Annotated in this window: 26 protein-coding genes and 1 tRNA gene; 22 read left to right on the plus strand and 5 right to left on the minus strand. The window is 40.3% G+C overall.

What is annotated here, in order from left to right:
* Positions 1 to 6 precede the first annotated feature (6 nt).
* From EJN84_RS02810 to EJN84_RS02825, 4 genes are read left to right on the plus strand one after another with little or no spacing between them, the layout of a single operon-like run.
* The gene (locus EJN84_RS02810) at positions 7 to 624 is read left to right on the plus strand and encodes a lysophospholipid acyltransferase family protein (RefSeq protein WP_129594011.1); all 618 of its coding nucleotides are present in this window, start codon (positions 7 to 9) and stop codon (positions 622 to 624) included.
* Entirely contained in the window at positions 624 to 1,730 is a 1,107-nt protein-coding gene (locus EJN84_RS02815; protein WP_129594012.1) for a glycosyltransferase, read from the plus strand. The genes EJN84_RS02810 and EJN84_RS02815 overlap by 1 nt, the downstream gene beginning before the upstream one ends.
* Positions 1,703 to 2,443: a tetratricopeptide repeat protein gene (locus tag EJN84_RS02820; RefSeq protein WP_129594013.1), complete on the plus strand. Its 741-nt coding sequence runs from the start codon at positions 1,703 to 1,705 to the stop codon at positions 2,441 to 2,443. The genes EJN84_RS02815 and EJN84_RS02820 overlap by 28 nt, the downstream gene beginning before the upstream one ends.
* A gap of 3 nt (positions 2,444 to 2,446) precedes the next feature.
* Positions 2,447 to 3,931, plus strand: a complete 1,485-nt coding sequence (locus EJN84_RS02825; protein WP_129594014.1) for a phytoene desaturase family protein — start codon at positions 2,447 to 2,449, stop codon at positions 3,929 to 3,931.
* Positions 3,932 to 4,045: 114 nt separating this feature from the next.
* On the opposite strand, the gene lon is transcribed toward EJN84_RS02825, so the two are convergent.
* Entirely contained in the window at positions 4,046 to 6,502 is a 2,457-nt protein-coding gene (gene lon, locus EJN84_RS02830; RefSeq protein WP_129594015.1) for an endopeptidase La, read from the minus strand.
* A gap of 127 nt (positions 6,503 to 6,629) precedes the next feature.
* On the opposite strand from lon, the gene EJN84_RS02835 reads away from it, so the two are divergent.
* From EJN84_RS02835 to EJN84_RS02885, 11 genes are all read left to right on the plus strand, one after another.
* Positions 6,630 to 7,355 (plus strand): tRNA1(Val) (adenine(37)-N6)-methyltransferase, encoded by a 726-nt coding sequence (locus EJN84_RS02835; RefSeq protein WP_129594016.1) that lies wholly within the window; start codon positions 6,630 to 6,632, stop codon positions 7,353 to 7,355.
* A 378-nt stretch (positions 7,356 to 7,733) separates the two neighbouring features.
* Positions 7,734 to 8,270, plus strand: a complete 537-nt coding sequence (gene hpt, locus EJN84_RS02840) for a hypoxanthine phosphoribosyltransferase (RefSeq protein WP_129594017.1) — start codon at positions 7,734 to 7,736, stop codon at positions 8,268 to 8,270.
* A gap of 238 nt (positions 8,271 to 8,508) precedes the next feature.
* A complete protein-coding gene (locus EJN84_RS02845; protein WP_129594018.1) occupies positions 8,509 to 9,204 on the plus strand; it encodes an energy transducer TonB in 696 nt (231 codons plus the stop codon).
* Positions 9,205 to 9,289: 85 nt separating this feature from the next.
* Positions 9,290 to 10,264 carry a polyprenyl synthetase family protein gene (locus tag EJN84_RS02850; protein WP_394343077.1) on the plus strand — a complete coding sequence of 325 codons (975 nt, stop codon included), beginning with the start codon at positions 9,290 to 9,292 and terminating at the stop codon, positions 10,262 to 10,264.
* A 32-nt stretch (positions 10,265 to 10,296) separates the two neighbouring features.
* Positions 10,297 to 10,989: a hypothetical protein gene (locus EJN84_RS02855; RefSeq protein ID WP_129594020.1), complete on the plus strand. Its 693-nt coding sequence runs from the start codon at positions 10,297 to 10,299 to the stop codon at positions 10,987 to 10,989.
* Between the two features lie 2 nt (positions 10,990 to 10,991).
* Entirely contained in the window at positions 10,992 to 11,771 is a 780-nt protein-coding gene (locus EJN84_RS02860) for a TatD family hydrolase (protein ID WP_129594021.1), read from the plus strand.
* A 160-nt stretch (positions 11,772 to 11,931) separates the two neighbouring features.
* A tRNA-Ser gene (locus EJN84_RS02865) sits at positions 11,932 to 12,019 on the plus strand.
* A gap of 116 nt (positions 12,020 to 12,135) precedes the next feature.
* Entirely contained in the window at positions 12,136 to 13,065 is a 930-nt protein-coding gene (locus EJN84_RS02870) for a MotA/TolQ/ExbB proton channel family protein (protein WP_129594022.1), read from the plus strand.
* Positions 12,968 to 13,459 (plus strand): hypothetical protein, encoded by a 492-nt coding sequence (locus EJN84_RS02875; protein ID WP_129594023.1) that lies wholly within the window; start codon positions 12,968 to 12,970, stop codon positions 13,457 to 13,459. Before EJN84_RS02870 ends, EJN84_RS02875 begins: the two co-directional genes overlap by 98 nt.
* A gap of 53 nt (positions 13,460 to 13,512) precedes the next feature.
* The gene (locus tag EJN84_RS02880; RefSeq protein ID WP_129594024.1) at positions 13,513 to 14,148 is read left to right on the plus strand and encodes an ExbD/TolR family protein; all 636 of its coding nucleotides are present in this window, start codon (positions 13,513 to 13,515) and stop codon (positions 14,146 to 14,148) included.
* Position 14,149: 1 nt separating this feature from the next.
* Positions 14,150 to 14,608 (plus strand): ExbD/TolR family protein, encoded by a 459-nt coding sequence (locus tag EJN84_RS02885; protein ID WP_129594025.1) that lies wholly within the window; start codon positions 14,150 to 14,152, stop codon positions 14,606 to 14,608.
* Positions 14,609 to 14,662: 54 nt separating this feature from the next.
* Here the strand turns inward: EJN84_RS02885 and EJN84_RS02890 are convergent, their stop codons facing one another.
* Positions 14,663 to 15,892 carry an anaerobic sulfatase-maturation protein gene (locus EJN84_RS02890; RefSeq protein WP_129594026.1) on the minus strand — a complete coding sequence of 410 codons (1,230 nt, stop codon included), beginning with the start codon at positions 15,890 to 15,892 and terminating at the stop codon, positions 14,663 to 14,665.
* 94 nt (positions 15,893 to 15,986) lie between these two features.
* Between EJN84_RS02890 and EJN84_RS02895 the strand changes: the two genes are divergently transcribed.
* From EJN84_RS02895 to gcvT, 3 genes are all read left to right on the plus strand, one after another.
* A complete protein-coding gene (locus tag EJN84_RS02895; RefSeq protein WP_101487102.1) occupies positions 15,987 to 16,403 on the plus strand; it encodes a DoxX family protein in 417 nt (138 codons plus the stop codon).
* 308 nt (positions 16,404 to 16,711) lie between these two features.
* Positions 16,712 to 17,938, plus strand: a complete 1,227-nt coding sequence (pepT, locus tag EJN84_RS02900) for a peptidase T (protein ID WP_129594027.1) — start codon at positions 16,712 to 16,714, stop codon at positions 17,936 to 17,938.
* A gap of 61 nt (positions 17,939 to 17,999) precedes the next feature.
* Complete coding sequence (gcvT, locus tag EJN84_RS02905; RefSeq protein ID WP_129594028.1) at positions 18,000 to 19,085, plus strand: glycine cleavage system aminomethyltransferase GcvT; 1,086 nt, start codon at positions 18,000 to 18,002, stop codon at positions 19,083 to 19,085.
* 8 nt (positions 19,086 to 19,093) lie between these two features.
* Here the strand turns inward: gcvT and EJN84_RS02910 are convergent, their stop codons facing one another.
* From EJN84_RS02910 to EJN84_RS02920, 3 genes are read right to left on the minus strand one after another with little or no spacing between them, the layout of a single operon-like run.
* The gene (locus tag EJN84_RS02910) at positions 19,094 to 19,630 is read right to left on the minus strand and encodes an RsmD family RNA methyltransferase (RefSeq protein ID WP_129594029.1); all 537 of its coding nucleotides are present in this window, start codon (positions 19,628 to 19,630) and stop codon (positions 19,094 to 19,096) included.
* Positions 19,611 to 20,441, minus strand: a complete 831-nt coding sequence (locus tag EJN84_RS02915) for a DUF3822 family protein (RefSeq protein WP_129594030.1) — start codon at positions 20,439 to 20,441, stop codon at positions 19,611 to 19,613. Before EJN84_RS02915 ends, EJN84_RS02910 begins: the two co-directional genes overlap by 20 nt.
* A gap of 26 nt (positions 20,442 to 20,467) precedes the next feature.
* Positions 20,468 to 21,175 carry a hypothetical protein gene (locus tag EJN84_RS02920; protein WP_129594031.1) on the minus strand — a complete coding sequence of 236 codons (708 nt, stop codon included), beginning with the start codon at positions 21,173 to 21,175 and terminating at the stop codon, positions 20,468 to 20,470.
* Between the two features lie 115 nt (positions 21,176 to 21,290).
* Here EJN84_RS02920 and EJN84_RS02925 point away from each other — a divergent pair, with 115 nt between their 5' ends.
* The 4 genes from EJN84_RS02925 to EJN84_RS02940 all read left to right on the plus strand — a co-directional run bounded on the left by EJN84_RS02925 (position 21,291) and on the right by EJN84_RS02940 (position 25,288).
* Entirely contained in the window at positions 21,291 to 22,715 is a 1,425-nt protein-coding gene (locus tag EJN84_RS02925; protein WP_129594032.1) for an ATP-dependent DNA helicase, read from the plus strand.
* A gap of 64 nt (positions 22,716 to 22,779) precedes the next feature.
* On the plus strand, positions 22,780 to 23,541 hold the full coding sequence (locus EJN84_RS02930; protein ID WP_129594033.1) for a hypothetical protein: 762 nt from the start codon (positions 22,780 to 22,782) through the stop codon (positions 23,539 to 23,541).
* 34 nt (positions 23,542 to 23,575) lie between these two features.
* Complete coding sequence (gene rsmI / locus EJN84_RS02935; RefSeq protein ID WP_101487087.1) at positions 23,576 to 24,250, plus strand: 16S rRNA (cytidine(1402)-2'-O)-methyltransferase; 675 nt, start codon at positions 23,576 to 23,578, stop codon at positions 24,248 to 24,250.
* A gap of 183 nt (positions 24,251 to 24,433) precedes the next feature.
* Entirely contained in the window at positions 24,434 to 25,288 is an 855-nt protein-coding gene (locus EJN84_RS02940) for a Cbp1 family collagen-binding glycoprotein adhesin (RefSeq protein ID WP_129594034.1), read from the plus strand.
* Positions 25,289 to 25,377: the final 89 nt, after the last annotated feature.

The raw sequence follows: 25,377 nt of genomic DNA on the forward strand, positions 1-25,377 counted from the left end.
AGAAATATGCTCGAAGCAAAACATCATTTCTTTTTCTATCCATTTTTTCAACATTATTCAAGCTGGAAGATTGGACGAAATTTTCACGAAGTGAAAGTGATCGGGGCATTTGAAGATCAACAACTTCCGATTTTGCTTCTGGCAAACCATGTGAGTTGGTGGGATGGCTTTTGGATCATGAATCTCGATGTAAAGTTGCTGAAGCGGAAATTCCATTTCATGATGCTCGAAGAGCAATTGCGCAAACATTGGTATTTTAGACTGAGTGGGGGATATTCGGTGCGAAAGAATTCGAAGAGTGTTATCGAATCTTTGCAATATACAGCCGATTTGCTTCAAGATTCGCAGCATATGGTCTTAATGTTTCCGCAAGGGAAAATAACATCTCTCTATCAATATTCTGTTGATTTTGAGAAAGGACTCGAACGTGTGTTGCAAAAATGCAAAAATCCGATACAGATTGTTTTTTTGGTCAATCTGACCGAATATTTTGTGAACCCTAAACCCACGTTGTTTATGCACATTCAATCGTATGAAGGAGAGAACGATTTTACAGCTGTTCAAACGGCGTACAACGCCTTCTATCATTCGGTTTTGATGTATCACCAACAAATTTACTACTGATGAAATTTATAGCTTGTTTTGTGATTTTGGTTACGTTTATTCAGTTCGTAAACTCGCTGATAAATGCCTTTTTGCCGGAAAAACTGCGGCCGTCGGGCAAAAAAAGTTTTTCGCACAACGAGATGGTTTCAATCCTGATTCCCGCTCGCAACGAAGAGGCACATATCGGAAATTTGCTCGGCGATATCGAGAGACTGACTTATAAAAATGTGGAAGTTATTATTTACGATGACGAATCAACCGACAGAACGGCAGAAATCGTAAACGATTTTGCGCTGCACAATCAATACATTCGACTTGTAAGTTCGGAAAAATTGCCGGAGGGATGGCTCGGTAAAAATCATGCTTGTCACGTATTGGCATCGCATGCTAAGGGTGATTACTTTTTGTTTGTGGATGCCGATGTGCGGCTTAAAAATTCCGTAATCGAAGATTCTATCGACTTTGCAGGCGAATATCAGACCGCATTGCTCTCGGTTTTCCCTAAGCAAATTATGCTTACATCCGGTGAAAAAAAGAGTGTTCCGATCATGAATTATATTTTGCTGACTTTACTCCCATTAGTTTTTGTCCGCAAGTCGCCTTTTTCATCTCATTCGGCTGCAAATGGTCAATTCATGTTTTTTCGTTCTTCGGTTTATCGGAAATACGATTTGCATCGGGTATTCGGAAATTCACCTGTGGAAGATATTGCCATTTCGCGTTATCTGAAAAGAAAACGGGAAAGAATTGCATGTCTGGTTGGAGATGAAAGAGTGCAATGTCGCATGTACGGCGGTTATGAAGAAGCATTAAACGGCTTTTCGAAAAATGTACGGATGTTTTTTGGCAATTCCGCGTTTCTGGCATTTATTTTCTGGTTTGTAACTACGCTCGGTTTTATACCAGTGGTGGTTTCGCATTTCAACTTCATTGTCCCGGTTTTGTATTTTACCCTTTATTTGACAACCAAAGTGTTGGTTTCGCTCGTCAGCAGTCAAAGTGTAGTCGATAATCTGAAATATATGTTGATGCAGCATCTGTTTTTAATTCAGGTAATTATAAAATCTGTTTCTTCATCACATTCTAAAAATCTTTTATGGAAAGGTCGAAAAATTTATTCCTAATTTTTGTTTGTATAGCTTTCAGTTTTCATTCTAAAGCTCAAAACAATCCTCAAATTTATCAGGCATTTATTACCGGAAATATGAATTTGTGGAAAGCTACACTTGACAAGTTGGAAGCTGCTCCGCAAAAATCGGATAAAGAACGTCTCGATTTGATCAATTATTATTATGGATACATTGGCTGGAGTTTAGGTCAGAAAGAAAACAAGAAAGATGTGCAAATGTTGATGAAAACTATGGAGAATCATCTTGAGACTTTGGAAAAGAAAAATTATGCTCCGTCGATGGTTTATTTTTATAAATCGGCATTAATCGGTTTCGAAATCGGCTTGCACAACTACAAAGCGCCTCTCATCGGCAAAAAAAGTTTGGATTTTGCCGATCAAGCGCTAAAAAAAGATCCTCAAAATCCGTTTGCCTTCTTGCAATTGGGAAACATTAATTATTATACGCCGCCTATTGCGGGGGGTTCAAAGCAGAAAGCATTGGAGAAATATTTACAGGCGCTTGCACTGGCAGAAGCAGGAAAATGGCAGATCAGGCAAAATTGGAATTATCTGAATCTTTTAGCAACGCTTGTCAACGCTTATTACGAGATGAAAGAATATCAAAAAGCAGCGGCGTTTTGCCAAAAAGCACTCGAAGCCGAGCCTGAATTTGAATGGGTGAGAAATACGCTATATCCACAAACTTTAAAAAAAATCAATTCATAATTTATGAAGAATACGAAAAAAGTATTGATTGTCGGAACCGGCATGGGCGGTCTGTCCACCGGATTGCGATTGGCATCAAGAGGTTTCGACGTTACTTTCGTCGAAAAATATCGTCAAGCCGGCGGGCGATTGAATCAAATCAAACAGAATGGTTTTACATTCGATACAGGTCCGAGTTTTTTCACCATGCCGTATGAATTTGAAGAACTTGTAGCAGATTCCGGAATTAAAATGCCATTCGCTTTCACCGAACTCAATCCGTTATACACAGTTAATTTTAATGGAAGTGATCGAAATTTTTTGCTGTATAAAGATTTACAGAAACTCACCAAGCAATTTTCTGATATTGAGCCCGATTTTCAACGGAAATTCACTGCTTATCTCAATAAAAGCGAGGCATTGTATAACGATACGGTGGATATCGTCATTAAGCGCAATTTTGATAATATCCCGCAGTATCTGCGATCGCTCATGCAGGTGAACCCCAAGCATATCGATGTACTCTTTCGAAGTTTTTGGCAACAAGTCGGACGTTATTTCGATGCTAAGGAGAGCCGTCAGATTATTTCGCTCATCGCGTTTTTTCTCGGGCGCACCCCGTTCGACACCAATGCCGTTTACACGTTGTTATCTTATATCGAATTCAAACACAAGGGATATTATAACGTTGAAGGTGGCATGTACACGATTGTTTCGAGTTTGTTGTCGGAGCTCGAAAAAATGAATGTGAAGTTTCACTACAATACCGAAATAGTCGATTTTGAAGCTCGCGAAGGTAAATTGATTTCGTTGATCGACAAAGATGGGAAGAAATGGAATGCAGATATTTTTGTAATTAATTCCGACGCAGCTTATTTCAGAGGAAAAGTGCTGAAAAGAAATAAGTTTTCAAATGAGAAATTGCAAAAAATGAGTTGGACAATGGGTTATCTGACATTTTATTTGGGTGTCGATACGAAATTACCGCAAGTGGACCATCATAATTATTTTTTAGGAAATAATTATGAAGAGTATGCCAAAAATGTGATGCAAAATCCCGGAACGCTCGAGAAACCATATTATTATGTAAATGTAGTTTCGAAATACAATCCCGATTGTGCTCCTGTGGGTAATGAAGCCCTGTTTTTTGTGTGTCCTGTACCGAATCTTTTGTACAAAACCGATTGGGTGGACAAAGAGGATATTATTGATAGTATCGTTGCCGATTTTTCAAAAAGAATACATCAGGATATTTCGAAAAACATTGTTTTCAGAAAAAGTTTTACACCGGAAGATTGGCAAGATCGTTTTAATCTATATAAGGGTGCCGGGCTGGGATTATCGCATGCCATGAACCAGATTGGAGCTTTTCGACCGAAAAATGCCGATGAAGAATTCGACAACACGTTTTACGTGGGCGCATCTACAGTGCCGGGTGCAGGACTGCCGATGGCCATCATCAGTTCGAAGCTCGCAGTGGAACGCATCTTGAAAGCTGCAAACGAATAGTGATTTGCCCGAAAGTTGTTGGTTATAATTTGAGAACTATCAAAAGAAAAGAGGGAAAAGACTTCGAAATCTTTTCCCTCAGCTTTTTGTCATCAATTATTTCAAGTCGTATTATTATTTCACGGACAAATCGACCGGATTTTTCACCTTTTCTTTCAAAAGAGCAAATTCGAGAACTTCACGTACATCATTCACATAATGAAACTTCAGTCCTTTCAGGTACGAAGGCTTGATTTCTTCGATATCCTTTCGGTTTTCTTCGCTCAGAATAATGTCTTTGATACCTGCACGCTTTGCAGCCAGTATTTTTTCGCGAATTCCTCCAACGGGAAGCACTTTGCCGCGAAGCGTAATTTCGCCCGTCATTGCCAGGTTGGCTCGTACTTTTCGTTGCGTATAAACCGATGCCAGCGAAGTTATCATCGTAATACCCGCTGAAGGGCCATCTTTGGGAATTGCACCTTCGGGAACATGAATGTGAGTGTTCCATTGTTCGAAAACTTTTGGATCGATCCCTAACTCATCGGCGTGCGAGCGGATATATTCCATTGCTAACATGGCCGATTCTTTCATCACGTCTCCCAGATTGCCGGTGAGTGTCAGCTTTGATTCTTTGCCGCGACTCAGTGAGCTTTCCACGAAGAGAATTTCACCACCAACGGCTGTCCATGCCAGGCCGGTAACCACACCGGCATATTCATTGCCCTGATACCGATCTTTCGTATAACGCTGTACGCCTAAATATTCCTTCAAATCCTCCGGTTGCAGCTGAGCTGGATAAGGTTCGTTGGTGGCAATCTTAAGCGCTACGCGACGCAACACTTTGGCTATTTGCTTGTCCAATTCGCGGACGCCCGATTCGCGAGTATAGTTTTCGATCATCAGTTCGAGCGTTTTTTTCGGAATCGTGAATGCGTCGAGAGGTATGCCGTGATTGGCCATTTCCTTCGGAAGCAGGTGGCGGGCGGCAATTTCTATTTTTTCTTCGGTGATGTATCCTCCCACGTTAATCAGTTCCATACGGTCGAGAAGAGGTTGCGGAATGCTGTTCAAATCGTTTGCCGTAGCAATGAACAGTACTTTCGACAAATCATAGTCGATGGAAAGATAATTGTCGTGGAAAGCCGAATTTTGTTCCGGATCGAGCACTTCGAGCAATGCCGAAGATGGATCGCCTCTGAAGTCGTTCCCGATTTTATCCACTTCATCGAGCACAAAAACGGGATTGGATGAACCGGCTTTGGCAATATTCTGAATAATACGTCCCGGAATTGCCCCAATGTAGGTGCGACGATGACCACGAATTTCGGCTTCGTCATGCAATCCTCCCAGCGAAATGCGGACGTATTTGCGGTTGAGTGCTTCGGCAATAGACTTTCCGAGTGATGTTTTGCCTACGCCCGGAGGTCCGTAGAGACACAAGATTGGCGATTTCATATCGCCTTTTAGCTTTAAAACGGCCAAATGCTCGATGATGCGTTCCTTTACTTTTTCCATTCCGAAGTGGTCACGATCGAGAATCTTCTGAGCATTTTTCAGGTTGAAATTATCCTGCGTATATTCGTTCCAAGGCAGCTCGAGAATCGTTTGCAGGTAGCCATATTGCACGGAATAGTCAGGCGATTGTGGATTCAGTCGCTCAAGTTTCTTGACCTCTTTCTCAAAAGTTTCGGCTACGTCGGCATTCCATTTCTTCTCTTTCGCCTTTTTGCGAAATTCGTCGATTTCGATTTGCTGAGTGTTTCCACCCAATTCTTCCTGAATGGTTTTGAGTTGCTGTTGCAGGTAATACTCCTTTTGTTGCTGACTCAAATCTTCGCGGGTTTTCATCTGGATATTCATTTTCAGTTCCAGAATTTGTATTTCGCGGTTGAGTATCATCAACAAGCGGTAAGCCAAATCTTTTTCGTTGTCGATGTTCAGCAATTCCTGTTTTTCGCGGTTGTTGATGGGCAGATTGGTCGCGCAATAGCTCACCAGCATATTCGAAAATGATTCGTTTTGAATGGTCGCCATCAGCTCTTTTGGCGGCTCGCCCAACATATTGAGCATCTGAATCATTGCATCGCGTATGCTGTCCAGAATGGCTTTATATTCCTTATCGTCGTCGGCTGCTTTTATGGTGTCCCGAATTTTGTAAGTTGCCACGAAAAACGGATCTGTTTGAACCATTTTGGTCCATTCGAAACGTTTTTTGGCCTGAATGATAATGCTCAAATTATCGTCGGCCAATTCGATCACCCTCAAAACTTCGGCAATGACGCCAATATGATAGAGGTCGTCGGGCTCGGGATTGTCAATGTCAGTGTCTTTTTGGCATACCAGGCCGATATATCGATGTTTTTTACCGAGAGAACGAACCAGATTCAACGATTTGCTTCGTCCGACCGAAATGGGCAAACCACTTCCCGGAAAGACAATCGTATTGCGCAATGGCAGAATAGGAATAGTTTCCAACAGAACCGATTCGTCCAATTCACTTCCATCGTTAGAAAAATCACCTGTTATGAACGACACAACGTTCTGATCCGATTCGTCACTTCCCTGTGTATATAATTTTTTTGGTAACATATTTTTCCTTCTTGAATTTTTCTTCTTTAAACTCTTTCAAACAATCTTACGTTGGATTTTCGATTACATTTGCAATGTTTTTGAGTCTTTATTCCAAAATTCGTGCCAAGTTTATAAAGTACGGGAAATGTCAAACAGTTATTTTCAATTTAAGCAATTTGTTGTCCATCAAGATCGGTGTGCCATGAAAGTTGGTATCGATGGGGTTTTGCTGGGAGCTTGGACAAACGTGGAACATGCACACCGAATTTTGGATATTGGCACAGGAACCGGTTTAATATCTCTCATGCTTGCTCAGCGGAACGCAGATGCTTCGATTGTGGCCCTCGAGATAGATGAGGACGCGGCCGATCAGGCAGAAGAAAACGTTCGTTTTTCACCATTTTCGGAGCGAATTGATATAAGACGGATTCCTTTTCAGGAATTTTCGGCAAAGTCAACCCAAAAATTCGATCTTTTGGTCTCTAATCCTCCTTTCTTTGCCGATTCATTACGTTCCCCCGATCATTCACGTTCGCTTGCCCGACATTCGGACACGCTTAGTTTGGAAGAATTATTTTGTGGAGCGAAACAAATAGCCACCAAACATGCCCGGTTTTCGATAATCATTCCTTATTTGCAGAAGCGGCGAAGTTTGTTTGCTGCAAGCGATTTTGGTTGGCATCCTGCGCGTATAACCCATGTTTTCTCTTTGTCTCATTCCAAATTTCCCAAAAGGATACTCGTCGAATTCACGAACGATGTGCCCGATCTTATTTTCGAAAACGAATTGACCATCGAGATCCGGCCAAAAGAATATTCGCCTGCATATATCGATTTGGTGAAAGAATTTTATCTGTTAAGTTCAACTTAGAAGTGCAATTTTTTGCGGAAAGGTTGAGCCGTTTTTTTCTATTTTCTATAGTTTATTCGTTCTATGTTTCCGTCGTATTTGCGTCGTACTTGCGTCGTATTTGGTTCGAATGATTTTTTATTTCTATTTTGTCTTTTTTCATGAGTGCAAAAACTATATTTCTCGATATTTCTACTATCAACTCAATTCTCAAAAATAATCACAATTGCGAGATTATTTGGAGAACAACATTCAGATCGACGTTATATCTTAAAAAAGTAAGATCAGAACCATGATATTTCAAAAAAATATAAATAACCGATTTAATTTTTCCTCTGTAAATCGACAAAAAATAGTAATTTTGCCTCTTTATTTCAACCATCATATATCAATTAACGGATGAAAAGTGTAAAAATCAAGGATAAAGAGTTCGAGCTCTTCATTCAATCCAACGAAATAGAAAAAAATATCGAACGGATTGCCCACCAAATCAATCACGATCTCGCGGGAAAAAATCCCATCTTTGTGGCAGTGCTCAATGGTGCATTCATGTTTGCAGGCGAACTCATGAAGAAGGTTTCGATACCGTGTGAAATTACATTTGTGCGTTTGGCCTCCTATCAGGGAACTTCGAGTACCGAAAAGGTTAAGGAAGTTTTGGGATTGAATGAATCCATCGAAGGACGTACAGTCGTCATTGTAGAAGATATTGTAGATAGTGGAAATACGATGGTGTCACTGGTCGATGAACTTGGGTTGCAACATCCTCTGGAAATAAAAATCGCTACATTATTATTTAAGCCGGATGCTTTGAAACGCGATTTGAAACTCGACTATGTTGCGATGGAAATTCCGAGTGATTTTATCGTCGGCTATGGACTCGATTATGATGGATACGGACGAAATTTGAATGATATCTACAAGCTAAAATCCTGAGTTTCGAAATATCTTAAGATGTTATCCTTCAATTGTTTCAGGTCGATATGGTAAAAATTGGAATGGGTGCGTTTTGAAAATGTTTGTTTTTTTTAAGGTTTTGAGCTCAAAAGAGAAGGATATATGCTGTTTTTTTTAAGAATTTTATTCGCGAAAAACAACGTGATAATAAAAAAATACCTATTTTTGCAACGAAAGACAGAAATCGAGAATTAATTGACACATAAAATATCAAACAATGGACAAAGACGAAATCAAAAAAACACCGAGGGCTAACATTGAGAACCAAAAAGATACGGCGATCCTTATGGGAATGGTATTGGCATTGGCTCTTGTGTTTGTAGCTTTTGAGTGGTCAACGAAAACCAGCAAAGTGGATCTATCTACGGTAGTTCAGGATGTTGTGGCTGAAGAAGAAATAGAAATCACCCGTCGTGATCCAACTCCGCCACCGCCACCGCCACCTCCTGCACCTGAGGCTCCTGAGATTATCCAGGTAGTAGATACCAAGGTCGAAACCCGTATCGATATCAATATGGAAGACGATCAAAGTAAGGCTCAAATCCAAACTTATACACCGCCCCCACCACCCAAAGAGAGAGAAGAAGAGGAAGAAGAAATTTTTGTGGTTGTTGAAAATCAACCCGAATTCCCGGGTGGTCAGGCAGCTATGATGAAGTTCTTGAGCGAAAACATCAAATATCCTGTTATTGCTCAGGAGAATGGCATTCAGGGGCGTGTGATTTGTAACTTCGTGGTCGAAAGAGACGGTAGTATTACTGATGTTCAGGTAGTTCGTGGTGTTGACCCTTCTCTCGACAAAGAAGCCGTCCGCGTGATTCAATCGATGCCGAAATGGAAACCCGGTATGCAGCGTGGAAAGCCTGTGCGCGTCCGCTTCACACTACCTGTTGTATTCCGACTCCAACAATAAAAAATATTTTTACAAATCAATGAGTAAAAGCTGCTTTTGTAATTAAAGGCAGCTTTTATTGCAAAACACGACTTATTTGCCGATGATCTACAAAATCTCCGCTTTAGAAAAAATAATCAACGATTCTATTCAAAATCTCTCATTCGAAAAATCTCCAAATACTTTGTTTGAACCAATCAGGTATATTTTATCGTTGGGAGCGAAAAGAGTTCGACCGGTGTTCACACTTCTCGCAGCAAATCTTTTTTCCGAAGAAGTTGATCATGCTATTTCTCCCGCATTGGCGATCGAAATATTTCACAATTTCAGTCTCTTGCACGATGATTTGATGGATCGTGCCGATTTGCGGCGAGGACATGCTACTGTGCATACAAAGTGGAATGAAAATACGGCTATTCTTTCGGGAGATGCAATGCTGATTGAGGCTTTTTTGCAAATAGCCAAAGTATCTTCCGAAAGGTTATCCCAAACCTTCGACTTGTTTTCTAAAACGGCTCTCGAAGTATGTCGGGGACAGCAATACGATATGGATTTCGAAACGCGTACAGATGTTTCTGAGGATGAATACATCGAAATGGTGCGTTTAAAGACTGCTGTACTTATTGCCTGTGCGCTCAAAATTGGCGCATTGGTTTCGGGTGCTCCCGAAATAGATGCTGACCTTTTGTATCGCTTTGGGATAAATATCGGAATTGCCTTCCAACTTAGGGATGATTTGCTTGACGTGTATGGAGACAGTAAAACTTTTGGCAAAAAAATTGGAGGAGATATCGTTTGCAACAAGAAAACTTTTCTACTCATCAAAGCACTCGAAAAAGCCAACAACTCTCAACGAAAAGAACTCGAAAAATGGTTTAACGACGCAGATTCTGATTCGGATGCCAAGATTGAAGCTGTTCGAAATATTTATGATGCTCTCCATTTGAAGACCGTTTCCGAAAATATTATCGAGCAATATTACTTGATGGCGATGGATTGTTTCTCGAGTATCGATGTTCCCGATTGGCGAAAGAGTGAATTACTGACTATGGCTGAGAATTTAATGTACCGGGAGAAATAGATCCGGTGAAACGTTAGAACATGTTTTGAAAAATGCCTTATCGACGATTACCAAATACCGATCTTGCTCGCATTCGTGCTTTGAAAACGGCTGTCCAAAAAAGCTCCGGCGAAGAGTTTCGACAGTCGTTAATCGATAACAAAACATTATCTGAAGCCGAAACTTTGCTTTTGCTCTTCGAGCGTAAATGCAAGCAATATCGTCAATACTACGAAATCTGGGTTAAGGCAGGAAAACAACTTCAACTGAAAGCAAAAAATGCGCGAATATATTTGTCGCATTTCATTCAGGTTTTATATATGTGCGTGATACGTTCTGAAATTAAGTCAGAGCAACTTGCTTTGTATGGTCTTGAAAACCATAACTTAATCGTACCCGAGTTAACATCCAACGAATTGCTTCTTATCTGGGGCAAAAAAGTGCTGCAAGGCGAAGAACTACGAACTGCCAAAGGTGGTGTTCCAATCTTTAATCCTTCCTTGGCTAAGGTAAAAGTTATTTTCTCTATCTTCGAAGAAGAATATGCCAAACAAACAGTTCGTCATCAAAATACTTTGCGAGCACTGAAAGAGGTTGAAGCATTGAGAGAAGACGTTGACAGGGTGATCTGCAACATCTGGAATCAAGTAGAGAAATATAACGAGAAAAATACACTCGAGGATCGCCTTCGGAAAAACAGAGAGTATGGCATCATATATTATTATCGAAAGGGAGAAAAATCATAGAAATGAATCTGATAGATACACATTCGCACCTTTACGAACCTGATTTTTCAGAAGATTTGTCGGCAGTAGTGGACAGAGCGCTTGGCGCAGGTGTGAGCAAAGTACTCCTACCCAATATCGACGACCAATCGATTGATCGATTGAAAAAAACTTATCGGGAAGATCAATCCTTTTTTATTCCGATGATGGGTCTTCACCCATCAAGCGTAGATATAAATTGGGAAAGACGGTTGGAAACCATTTATGGTGAGCTTATCTCCGAAAAATATATTGCCGTTGGTGAAATAGGTATCGACTTGTATTGGGACACTACTTATGAAAAAGAACAAATTTTCGTTTTCGAAGAACAACTCCGATGGAGCATCGAAAAAGAGCTGCCGGTTTCAATTCACTCCCGCAATGCAAGCCAAGAGGTATTGCGAAGCATACGGAAGGTTGGTGCGGAGAAACTCAAAGGAGTATTTCACAGTTTCGCCGGAACTTTTGAAGAGTTGTCGGAGATACTTCAATTGCCTAATTTTTACGTTGGAATAAACGGAATAGTTACGTTTAAAAATTCAAATTTGGCCGAAACACTCCGACACTGCCCGATCGAACGTCTTGTAATAGAAACGGATGCACCTTATCTTTCTCCGGTTCCTTTTTGCGGCAAAAGAAACGAGCCTTCTTATATCAGTGCGATTGTCAACAAATTGAGTGCAATATATAATTTAGAACAAGAAGAAATTGCAGAAATTACAAAAAAAAATGCCGACAAACTTTTCCAAATTTTTTTATGGTAAAAGAAATTTTTTTTTCTTTGTGCTCGAAAATGTTTTATTATTTATAAATAAGAGAAAACAAAGAACGATATTAGATTTAAATCTATATTTTTGTATCCGGAATAGCATGTGAATGAAATAAATTTATTAATTTGCACCCGTTTTCATAAAATCTCCCTCAGGAGAGATGCTCGAGTGGTTGAAGAGGCACGCCTGGAAAGCGTGTATACGTCAAAAGCGTATCGCGGGTTCGAATCCCGCTCTCTCCGCTAAGGCACTCAGCACTTAAAAATGACATAGAAAGAAATAGAAGCTAAACAAAAACAATAAATTCATTAAAAACAAAACAAAACAAAATCATTAATCCTAAAAAATTAAACACACAATGAAAAAGTTATTTGCAATTTTCGCCATTTTCGGTATGATGACTGTAGGTCTGCCGTCGGTCATTTTAGCTCAAGACGCGACTGCCCCTGTAGATTCTGCTTCACAAACCACAGAAGTTCAAGCTCCCGCCGAGAGTTCCCCTGCGGAAGCTGAAGCAATAGCAATTGCGGAATCTAATGGCGGTTTACATCAAGCTCTAAAAATCAAATTCATCGAAGGTGGAGCAGGTTTCATGAGCTCAATTGCTATCGTATTTATCTTAGGTTTGGCTTTCGCCCTCGAAAGAATCATTTATCTTAGTTTGGCAGATGTTGATCCCAAAGGATTGCTTTCAAAAGTTGGAGATGCTCTCGCACAAGGTGATATTGAAGGTGCCAAGAACATTGCGCGCGACACAAAAGGGCCGATCGCATCCATAGTCTATCAGGGGTTGCTGCGTATAGATCAAGGACCTGATGTTGTTGAACGTTCGGTAGTTTCTTATGGAGGCGTTCAAAGTGGTTTGCTGGAAAGAAATTTGTCCTGGATCACATTGTTTATCGCCATTGCTCCATCTCTGGGATTCTTGGGAACGGTTATCGGTATGGTGCAGGCTTTTGACGATATTCAGAAAGCCGGCGATATCAGTCCTACCATCGTTGCTGCCGGTATGAAGGTTGCTCTTATTACGACGGTGTTTGGTCTTATCGTTGCTATTACTCTTCAAGTATTTTATAATTACATTCTGAACAAACTTGAAGGAATCCTCAACAAAATGGAAGATGCATCCATTACTTTCCTCGATCAAGTAATTAAATACAACGGTAAAATACAAAAAACTTTGATAAATCATGGCAGTAACGAAAATACACAAAACTTCCAACAGGGTTTTATACATCACAATTGGAATCACGCTTATTGTAGTAGCCTTGTTCTTTTTGGGAGGTAACGTATCGGCAGAAAAACAACTGCCTCAGTTAGTCGGGTTGCAAGAACCACGCAATACCGATATCCTTATTTATTGGATTTATGCATTACTTTTTGCTACAATCGTAACGCTTCTTTTGTTTGCTATTTCGGGTTTCTTTTCAACTCTAAAAACAAACAGAAAAGGAGCTATTGAGTCATTGTTGGTATTATTAGCAATGCTTGCTTTATTTGGAATTACCTATACAATAGGTAGTGGCAAACCACTGAATATTGTGGGATATACAGGGCCGGATAACGTTCCAGGTACACTCAAAATGACCGATATGTGGATTTTCAGTATCTATGTCATGCTGACGTTGGTCATTTTGGCTATCGTATTTACTCCGTTATTAAGTAAATCGAAGAAAAAGTAAATAATTATTGATAAAGTTATCCCCTTAAGGGGAAGTAAAAAAACAAATTAAAAATGGCAAAAACGAAAAAAAAGGTTCCCGGGCTTAATTCGAGCTCAATGGCCGATATTTCATTTCTTTTGCTTATTTTCTTCCTGGTGACTTCTTCGATGGATACTGACACTGGTTTGGCGAGACGTTTGCCTGCGCCACCTCAGGACGAACAAAATCTTCAAGAAATGGAAGTTCAAAGACGAAACTTGATGGTGGTATTGGTAAATAGCCAAAATCAAACAATGGTCAGAGATCAGTTGGGCGATGAATGGTATGCAAATATCACTGAAATGGTTGGTAGAGGTGGAAAAGTAGGATTGAAGGACAAAGTGAAAGAATTTGTAACAAACCCAAACAACAATCCAAACTTGCCCGAGCTCATTGAACAAGATTTTGGAGAGCCTATTGGGCGAGTAATGACAACGGCTGATCACGTGATTTCACTTCAGAATGATGCCACTACCAGTTATAAAGCATATATTGCTGTTCAGAACGAATTGGTAAAAGCTTATAACGAATTGCGAGAAGAAGCGGCGCTCAAGTACTTCAACAAGCACTACGCCGATTTGCTTCCCGATCAACAGGAGAAAATCAATAAGCTTTATCCGCAACGTATATCGGAAGCAGAACCCAAAAATTACGGAGGAGGAAATTAATATGGGAAAGTTTAATAAGTCTGGTGGCAGAACAATGCCTGAACTGAACACGTCCTCGATGCCCGACATGATTTTTGCGATATTGTTTTTCTTCATGGTTACAGTAACAATGCGATCGGAAGAATTGCAAGTGAAATTTAAATTACCATCGGCTTCTGAAGTCCAAAAATTGGAGAAAAAATCGCTTGTGACCTATATTAATATTGGTATTCCCGTTGATCCGAGACTCGGAACAGGGACTCAGATGCAGTTGAACGACAAACTCGCAGGGATAGACGATATTCAGGATTACATTGCTCAGGAAAAAGCAAGTTTGAATGAGGCCGATCAACAGTTTATGACTGTTTCGATTAAGGCAGATGAAAATACCCGAATGAAGTATATAAGCGATGTCAAGCAGGCATTACGAAAAGCTTACGCCCTAAAAATCAATTATTCGGCTCGAAAGGCTGAGAATTAATCGGAACATGGGTACATAATAAAAAAACCAGATCGTTTTGATCTGGTTTTTTTATTATGGTTTTCCTTTTTTAATCCATTCCATTACATTGGCCGGAGCTCGTTGAGCTAAAAGTTCCTGTTTCATGAAATCCATGTATGGTGCTACGTGAGTAAAAAATCGGTAGTAGCCTTCGCAAAGATAATTCAAACCAGGCTCACCGTATCGATCATTTACGAACCGATTTTTGGGACATTCTCCGTAACAAGCAAAAAGCATATCACATTCTCTACATTGTCGCGGCAGTTTATCAAATTTATCGTTGCCGAATTTTAGCTGTTGATCTGAATACATCATTGAAGTAAGTGTTTCGGAATAGATATTCCCCAACTTATATTCCGGGAATACAAAATGATCACAAGAATACACATCTCCGTTGAATTCCATAACGCCTGCATGTCCACATGTTTTGGCCATTGTGCATAATCCAGGTTGTTCGCCCACCCAATTGGCAAGGGTAGAATCGAATATTTGCACGAATGTTTTACCCACGTCTTCGCGAACCCATTCGTCGAATATGGCACACAAAAAATTGCCCCATTGTTTGGGTTTGATACTATAAGGCGCAAGGTCAGCATCTTTTTCGGATGCCGTAGCTGTAGCTAATGTCAAGGGTGAAGGATGACGGTTAATCCTCTCGACAATGGGTGTAAATTGCAGATATTGGCAACCGATTTCCTTGAAAAAATGATAAAATTCTAATGGATAGTCGGCGTTATAATCGTTTACTACAGCCATGCAGTTAAATTCCACATCGTATTTTTTCAGTAATTCAATGCCGTGCATCACTTTAAGAAAAGATGGACGACCCATCTTGTCTCGGCGATACTCGTCGTGGAATTCTTGGGGACCATCGATAGAAATTCCAACGAGAAAATTGTTTTCTTTAAAAAACTTACACCATTCATCCGTGAGCAGAGTGCCGTTTGTCTGAATAGAATTATCGATTTGTCTGCCGTTCGCATATTTTTTTTGTAAGTCAAGGGCTTTCCGATAAAATTCGATCGGACGCATCAATGTCTCTCCTCCATGCCAGGTAAAAAGCACTTGGCCCATGGTTTGCGACTCCAGATATTCTTTTACAAATCTCTCCAAGAGCGTATCGCTCATTACTCGATGTTTATTTTGCGAGTAGAGTTTTGTTTTTTCAAGATAATAACAATAATCACAAGCAAGGTTGCATGATGAACCGCAGGGTTTCAACATTACATATAATGGTTTTGAGAAAGGGGCAAATGTAGTCATATAGATTTTATTTATAGTTGAAAGATAAACCTTTTGTTTTTAAACATAGTTAAAAGGCAGAAAAATGATTACTAACAATACAAATTTAATTGCAATGGAATTAAAACAAAAATTTTTGCACTCCGGTTTATTATTTTTAAGAGTCGCATTGGGTATCTCCATCTTCTTACATGGAATACCTAAGATGATGGGTGGAGTTGAAACCTGGTCATATTTAGGTAGTTCGATGTCCTATTTCGGAATTACGTTTGCTCCTGCTTTTTGGGGATTTTTAGCGGCCTTTGCCGAGACTGTTGGCGGAGTTTTATTGGCACTCGGATTGTTTTTTCGTCCTGCAGCTATTCTCCTTGCCGGAAATATGACAGTAGCTCTGGCAACTCATTTGTTTGCCGGCGATAATTTCATGGTTTATGGTCATGCTCTTGACCTTTTGATTGTTTATATTTCACTGATATTCATCGGAGCCGGAGAATATTCTCTCGACAAAAAGTTTTTTCCAAAAATCGCTTAGAACTGCTTTTTCGCAGTTTTCCCCAAAGCCTTTTCCTTTTATCCAGGGGATAAGGCTTTTTTTACAACAAAAAAAAGGGTAAGCTTACTATATCGCGCCGCTACAACCAATTACCCTTGCTTCGGTCAAGACCTGGGGGATTCGTTGGGAGCTGGCCGTATAGGACTTACCCGAAAGCAAAGATAGATATTTTTTTGTAAGCTTCAAAAATTAAAATAGATTTTTTCCTTTTAAACCCTTTGTTTATCTTTGTAAGAGATAAAGAATACAACCCGCCGGGCGATGTATAATAAATAAATGTCTTTATTATGAACCTTATAGATCGATTTATTTCGTACGTAAAAATTGATACACAATCTGATGAAAACAGTGATCAGACTCCAAGCACCTCAAAACAGTTTAATTTAGCCAAAGAGCTGGAAAGAGAATTAAACGATATTGGTCTTTCGGAAATCTCACTTGACAATAATTGCTACCTGATGGCCACTCTTCCCGCCAATACTCACAAAAAAGTTCCAACGATAGGATTTATTGCCCATCTCGATACAAGTCCGGATATGAGTGGCCAAAACGTAAAGCCACGCATCGTGAAAAATTATGATGGCAACGATATCATTTTAAACGAGGTATCGAATATCGTTCTTTCGCCTAACGATTTTCCGGAATTGTTGAATCATAAGGGCGAAGATTTGATTGTTACCGACGGGAATACTTTACTCGGTGCTGATGACAAAGCCGGTGTTGCAGAAATTATGACAGCGATTGAATATCTTTTGGATCATCCTGAGATCAAACATGGTAAAATTCGTATCGGCTTTACACCAGATGAAGAAATAGGTCGTGGTCCGGATAAATTCGATGTCGAAAAATTTGGTGCAAAATGGGCTTATACGATGGACGGGGGAGAAATTGGCGAGTTGGAATACGAAAATTTTAATGCTGCTTCGGCCAAGATTTCGATTCAGGGACGAAATGTACATCCGGGTTATGCTAAAAATAAGATGATTAATGCTCTGCATATAGCTAACGAATTGGTGTCAATGCTTCCGGCGAATGAACGGCCCGAATATACCGAAGGGTATGAAGGTTTTTTTCATCTCACTTCTATACAAGGTACTGTGGATGAAGCTACTGTTTCGTATATCATTCGCGATCATGATCGGACAAAGTTCGAAAATCGAAAGAAACAGATGGTAAATGCAGTGAATTTTTTGAACACGATTTATGATCACCGCATCAAGCTCGAGTTGAAAGATCAATATTACAACATGCGTGAAAAAATAGAGCCTGTGCCTCATGTGATCGATTACGCATTTCGTGCGATGCAAGAGGTTGGCGTGACACCAATTGTACGACCTATTCGTGGAGGAACAGACGGAGCGCGCTTGTCTTTTATGGGCTTGCCTTGCCCAAATATATTTGCCGGAGGCTTGAATTTTCACGGGCGTTATGAGTTTATTCCTATTCCTTCTATGTACAAAGCTGTTGACGTAATAGTAAAAATAGCCGAATTGGTAGAAAAAGATTGCAAATAAACAATTTATGTCATATCGGTAGAAAATTTTAAATCGATAATCTTTTAATTATAAGATAATTATGAAAAAAACACCCTTTACAGATTTCCACATTGCTCTGGGAGCAAAAATGCATGAATTTGCCGGTTATAATATGCCGATCGAATATTCGGGAATTATCGACGAACATTTGACGGTAGTCAATTCGGTAGGCGTTTTCGATGTTTCGCACATGGGCGAATTTTGGGTTAAAGGTACAAAGTCGTTTGATTTTGTTCAGAAAGTATCGAGCAACGATGTTGCTTCCCTGTCGGTTGGGAAGGCTCAATATACGTGTTTTGTGAACGAAAACGGTGGAATTATCGACGACTTTCTTCTATATCATTACGAGCCCGAAAAATATATGCTGGTGGTGAATGCGGCCAACATCGAAAAAGATTGGGCTTGGTGTCAGAAACAGAATACGATGGGTGCCGAAATCGAGAATGCCTCTGATCACACGGCGCAATTGGCCGTGCAAGGGCCTAAAGCCAAAGATACGCTGCAGAAACTTACCGATGTCGATCTTTCTTCCATTCCGTATTATTCTTTTGTTACAGGGAAAATAGCCGGAGTGGACAATGTCATTATTTCCAACACGGGATACACCGGCGCCGGAGGTTTCGAGCTTTATTTTTATCCCGAGTTCGGGAAACAGATATGGGATGCTATTTTCGATGCGGGGAAAGAATTCGGAATAAAACCTGCCGGCTTGGGTGCACGAGATACCTTGCGCCTCGAAATGGGCTTCTGCCTCTACGGTAACGACATCGACGATACGACAACGCCGCTACAGGCTGGATTGGGGTGGATAACGAAATTTGTGGATGGAAATAATTTCATAGGTCGTGAAGCGCTCGAAGCTGAAAAAGCAGCCGGCATACCTCGCAAACTTTGTGGCTTTACCATGATTGACAAGGGTATTCCTCGTCATGGATATGAAATAGTGAACGAGCAAAATGAAATGATCGGCAAAGTAACATCGGGCACCATGTCGCCTGTTTTAAAAGTTGGAATAGGTCTAGGCTATGTGAAACCCGAATATGCCAAGCCCGGAACACCCATTTATATCAATATCCGTAACAAACCCGTTAAAGCAGAAGTTGTAAAACCGCCTTTTAGGAAATAGCCCTCTCTTCATCGGTTTTCGAAAATCGAAAAATGAACATTGCCGTAGCTGCGTTTTTCGACAAATAAGGGCAGATCGGAAAAATCGACTGATTTAGAATGCTCCATGATAAATATTCCTTCCGGTTGCAGCAATTGTTTTTGCAGAATAATGAGGGGTATCGTTTTGCCCTGAGGAAGATCGTATGGAGGGTCAGCGAAAATAAAGTCAAATTTTTCGTTCGTTAATTGGAGATACTTAAATACATCGGTCTTTAGAGGATATAACTCTTCAGCATTCAGTAAATCTTTTGTTTTGCAAATAAACTGATAATGAGTAGGATTTATCTCGATGCTCGTTACCTGTGGGCAGCCACGCGACACAAGTTCAAAGGCGATGCTTCCTGTTCCCGAAAAAAGATCGAGGGCAGTGGTTTTTTCCCATTCGATCCGATTGTTCAGGATATTGAATAAGCCTTCTTTGGCAAAGTCAGTCGTGGGACGAGCTTTCAGATTAGGTGGAACTTGTATTCGACGAGATTTGTATTTACCGCTTATTATTCGCATATAATTCAGTCATCAGGTCAAGAGGTATTTGTTCACGGTTTACTTCTCGGAAAATCGTATTTGTTTGGATGTCGAGTTTCGACGTGTTTCTAATATGTTTTTTAAGCGTATCGAGTACTTCCATGTGCATTGATATATCTCCGCATGCATAGAGCATATCATTCGTCTGATCAAGACGAAGCTTTTCCCAAACCCCAAAGAGATAATAAAGTGGATCGGACGAGTGTTCTATCGGAAAAGTATTGATTGATAGGAGTTGCTGCTTATGAAAACAACAAACGTCGAGCATCCGATTGTGGAAGTTGGCCAAACAATATTTTTCGTCCTCTACGACATCTGCAGAAGTGGAGAAAAATCGGATCAACGTGGCGGCATGATGCGTAAATACCGGATTGCATAAGTTGCGTGAGAGAAAATAGTACAACTCCGGACCGATGTCGAATAACACATGGCATTTGATTTCGGCTATTTCGTCCGAAATTATTTTCCCTTCATTGTCTTTCACGTTGAAATCGAAAAACTTGTCCGATTGTTCGGCGTCAAAAAAATGATCCGGAACGATCGTGTATTTAGGAGAAACGATGGTTACACGTGTATGGTGGAAGGGTAGTGTGAAAAAGTTGTAGTCGAATATCAGTTTTTTAATGCTTTCGTTATAAGAGAAATGATCTCTAAAAGTTGTTTCCTTATAGAAAAAAACTTCGGGATCGGATGGGCAATAAAGAGCAAAAGAAAATCCACCCGGCAATAGCCGGATGGATAGATTGTATTTTTCGGACGAAGATAAATCGATATTTTCGGGTAAAAACATGATTTGATACTTTTTCGACCGGAAAGTTATTCCCAGTTTCCTGCGTTGTTGTTGGCAACAGTGAGTGATCCGACCTTCAACCCCGGATAATTGCGATCACCCGGACGATCTAACACTTCCTGAATCTTTTGTCCCAACAGTTTTTTGTCCAGATCTCCCAAGAAGGTCGTATATGGAGTTTTGGCTTCGAATACCTGAACGGGATATCCTGAAGCAGTTTCGAGTACTGCGGTTCCCATTTCAAATTTTGCGCCGTTCCCGTAAGGTACGTAAGGAAGTGAATCTGCCAATGTTTTGGGACGATTTGGGAAAAGAACCTCGAATGCAGGAGCATAAATAGAATCACGTCTTAGTTGTGGACGGTTGTTTTCTTCATCCCACAGTCCGGCCGCACGAATAGCTTTTTCATTGCCGGTGCGAATGATTTGCATCGCTTTTTCTTCCGTCATTCCACTTTCGAGCTGTTCTTCCGTCAAATCGCCATAACGACTGAGGGTGACAACCTTCCCGTTTTTTACGAAATCTACCAAACTGTCAAAACTCGCCGTATATCTACCATTTACATCGCGGAAAGCGACTTGAGATGTACGAATGTCAATCAATCGTTGAATGACAGCTTTTTCGCGTTTTGCTACTTCTCTCTGAAACTCGATAGGGGCTTGGATACTTCTCCAGCAAAGAAACCCTAAAAGTAGGATGGCGGCAATCAGAATCGCCCTTAATACAACTTTCATGGACTTGTTCTTTTTAATTTTATGTTTTGTGAATTTTGATTTTCTGAATTTCGACTACAAATTTAGAAAAAGAATAATAAATGTACTATTTTTACGGAAAAAAAACAGAGAAAAAATGATAAATCGATTTTTTATCGATAAAATCAGTGCGAATTTTGCTTATACATTCACAGAGGATCAACGTAAAGCTATTGAAAAAATTGTAGATTTCCTCTTTTCAAAAGATGATGACCATATATTTGTTCTGAAAGGTTATGCCGGCACCGGCAAGTCTTCACTGATTGGAAGTTTGGTTAAAACGATGAATGATTTCGATCAAAAAACAGTGTTGCTGGCACCAACCGGAAGGGCAGCTAAAGTGTTTGCCGGATATGCCGGACAACAAGCTTCAACCATTCACAAAAAAATCTATAGACAACAAAGGGTGACGGACGCCGGCTCACGTTTTAAACTGTCCGAAAACCTTCACAAGCACACTTTGTTTATCGTTGATGAAGCATCAATGATTAGTAACGAGTCGGGTGAATTTTCGATTTTTGGATCGGGACGTTTGCTCGACGATTTGGTTGAGTATGTTTATTCGGGTGTTGGTTGTCGTCTGTTGTTTTTAGGTGATACCGCTCAACTTCCTCCCGTTATGCAGGAAAATAGTCCTGCACTCGATCTGCCTACCTTGCAATCTTACGGATTGAGTGTGACGGAATGTATGCTGACCGAAATTGTTCGACAGGAAAAAGTATCCGGTATTCTTTTCAATGCTACCATGCTTCGTAATGCCTTGCGCGATGAGGCAGTGGACGATTTTCCGAAGTTGCGCCTGAATTCATTTCACGATGTGAAAAAAATCGGTGGCGGCGAACTAATTGAAGAAATATCCGATGCTTATCGTCGCGACGGAATTGAAGAAACTATTGTAATTTCGCGATCCAACAAGCGTGTGAATGTTTTCAACAACGGCATTCGAAATGCTGTGCTCTATCGCGAAGAAGAGTTGTCGAATGGAGATTTGCTCATGATCGTCAAGAATAATTATTTCTGGACAGAAAATTTTGAAGAAACCGATTTTTTGGCCAATGGCGAGTTTGTGGAAGTTGTACGCATTCGCAATACGGAACAAATGTACGGTTTCAGATTTTGCAATGTGCTTTTGCGACATAGGGATTACGGAATCGAATTCGAAGCAAAAATCAATATGGATGTCCTCCACACCGAAGTGCCGGGTTTGACTCGTGAACAAAATGACGCATTGTATGCTGCCGTGTTGGAAGACTATGCCGATATCGTTCACAAACGCGACCGTTTGAAGAAAATAAAGGAAAATCCATATTTTAACGCGTTACAGGTCAAATATGGATATGCCGTTACCGGCCACAAAGCACAAGGTGGTGAATGGAAAAATGTTTTTCTTGATGTTGGCTATATCGATAGATCCTATATGAATTCATCCTTTTATAGATGGCTTTATACCGCAATCACACGCAGCTCGCAAACATTATACCTCGTAAATTTCCCAAACGATTTGATTGCTCTTGCCAAATAATTGCTACTTTTGCATCGATTAAGCAATTGAAACTCGGTCGCAAGATCGCAAAACAATACTCGTGTTGGACAAGAAAAAAGAATATTCGAATCTACTCCTGTCAACCGTCAGACGGTTGGAACAGAACGTTGAATCTTCAATAAATGAAGATGTGTTTTCGTTTTCATTCTTCAAAGAGTCTTTCGATCAAACCGAGAAAATTATGCGTTTGCTGCACGAACTCGAAAATATGCAGGTGGACGAAATGAAAATGCAGATGGAGAAATTGGTGAAATTTCTTTCCGAAACCGAAAACAGAATGCAGGATAAATCGATTGATCGGCAAGAAGAAAAATATAATAATGAAGAGGAAAAGCCGGGTGAAAAAAACTCGAAAGTTGACGATCGCTCAAATCAGATTATAAAACCGGAACTTTCATCCGATTCAACACATCAGCACAATAAATATGCGGAGAATATCGTTTTTCCTCAATACATGAAGCCGGAAAATCGAAAGGCTGATGTTGATGCCGTTTCCGTTTCTCCTAAAAATATTGAAAGCGCCAAAGAAACAGGTGATGCGTCCATAAAATCATTCAACGAAACGATTGGAAAGGAACCTGCCGTTATCGATCTGAAAAAGGCCGTCAGCTTAAACGATCGTTTTTTGTTTCAACGTGAGCTGTTTGGTAATAGTCGAGATGCAATGAATGATATGATTACCAGATTGAATTCTTTTGGTAATTTTAATGAAGCCGAAAAATATCTGAAAGAAAACACTTCGTGGAACTTCGACGATTCTGTTGTACAAGATTTTTTGTTTGCTATCAAAAAAGGCTTTGAATGATCAATCAGTCGTTTATCGAAACCGGATATTTTTTATGGGAAAATTAATACTGGTGCCAACCCCGGTGGGTAATATCGAAGACATGACCTTGAGAGCAATCAAGACCCTCAAGTCGTCTGATTTGATTTTGGCAGAAGATACGCGCACGAGTGGTTTCTTGATGAGACATTTCGAGATTGAAACGCACCTTCAGTCGCATCACAAGTTCAACGAACATCAAATGCTTCCACAACTCGTCGAACGACTTAAAGGAGAAATTACGATTGCTTTGATTACCGACGCCGGTACACCCGCTATTTCCGATCCCGGTTTTCTTTTGGTGCGCGAATGTGTGAAAGAGGGTATCGAAGTAGAATGTTTGCCTGGTCCTACGGCTTTTATTCCGGCTCTTGTTGTCTCCGGCATTCCTTGCGATCGTTTCGTTTTTGAAGGTTTTTTACCTCAAAAAAAAGGACGGCAAACGCGAATGAAAGAGTTGGCCGACGAAACCCGAACAATGGTTTTTTACGAATCGCCCTTTCGAGTTGTGAAAACATTGGCTCAATTTGCAGATTTTTTCGGTGAAAATCGTTATGCGTCGGTTTCGCGAGAAATTTCAAAAAAATTCGAAGAAACCGTTCGCGGCACACTTTCGCAGTTGATTGCTCATTTCTCTGAAAATCAGCCCAAAGGAGAATTTGTTATTGTTGTGAGTGGAAAAGAAAATTAAATTGACGTATTATAGCATCAAATATCGAAATCGGATAAACATTTTAATTGTTAATTCGTTGAATAGTGTAGTGAATAAGTACATAAAAAGAAATAGTAAATAACCAAATAAGTGAAGCAGACAGGCGTTAGATTCATAAAAATTGATGTTGGTTTCACGAAGAATTACAAATAATACAACAATATGAAAAAAGGATGGATTTTATTTCTTAGCATGGGATTGATATTCTCGTGCACAAATGTGAAGGAATCGAAAGAGTATAAGGCACTTGAGGCCGAGCGCGATTCTCTATTGCAGTTGACGGTTACGGCTGATGCCGAAGTTGCGGAAATGATGTCGGTAATTAGCGATGTGGAGGCTAATTTTGACAAGATCAGAGAGGCCGAAAAGTATATTTCGACACAATCATCGCAAAGTGGCGAGATGAGCCAGGATACAAAGCAGCGTGTGGAGGATAATTTTAAAATGATAAACGAAATTCTTCAAAAGAATAAAGCTCAACTCAATTCGTTGAACCAGAAGCTGGCCGGTAGCAATAAACAGGTGGCTGCGCTCAAGAATACCATCGAGCGCCTTAATCGCGAAATGCAGGAAAGTGCTGCGCGCATCGATGATTTACAAACCGAACTCGCCAAAAAAGACATTGCTATTGCTCAATTGTCGAGTGATATTTCTTCACTCGCCGAAGAAACACAAACACAGGCTCAAACTATTCAGGAACAAGACAAAACCCTGCATACAGCCTATTACGTTTTTGGGACTGCCAACGAGTTGAAAGAGCAGAAAATTTTGTCAGGTGGCTTCTTGCAATCGACAAAAGTGATGAAAGACACCTTCAACAAGGACTATTTTCTGAAAATAGATATTCGTGAGGTTACACAAATTCCACTGTATGCAAAAAAAGCCAAACTTTGGTCCACTCATCCCGAAGGAACGTATGAGTTTGTGAAAGGAAGTGACGGAAATCTTACTTTCCATATCACGGATACGCAACGTTTCTGGAGTCTGACCAAGTTTTTGGTGATTGAAGTTTCATAGGATTTTTCCAAAAAAATAAAATTAGTTCGCGGAGCGACTTTTGCACTGCCTGTTTCACAAGGCGGAGAGTGAAGCCGCTCCGTAATTTT

Source organism: Seramator thermalis, assembly GCF_004138125.1.
Taxonomy (GTDB): domain Bacteria; phylum Bacteroidota; class Bacteroidia; order Bacteroidales; family Dysgonomonadaceae; genus Seramator; species Seramator thermalis.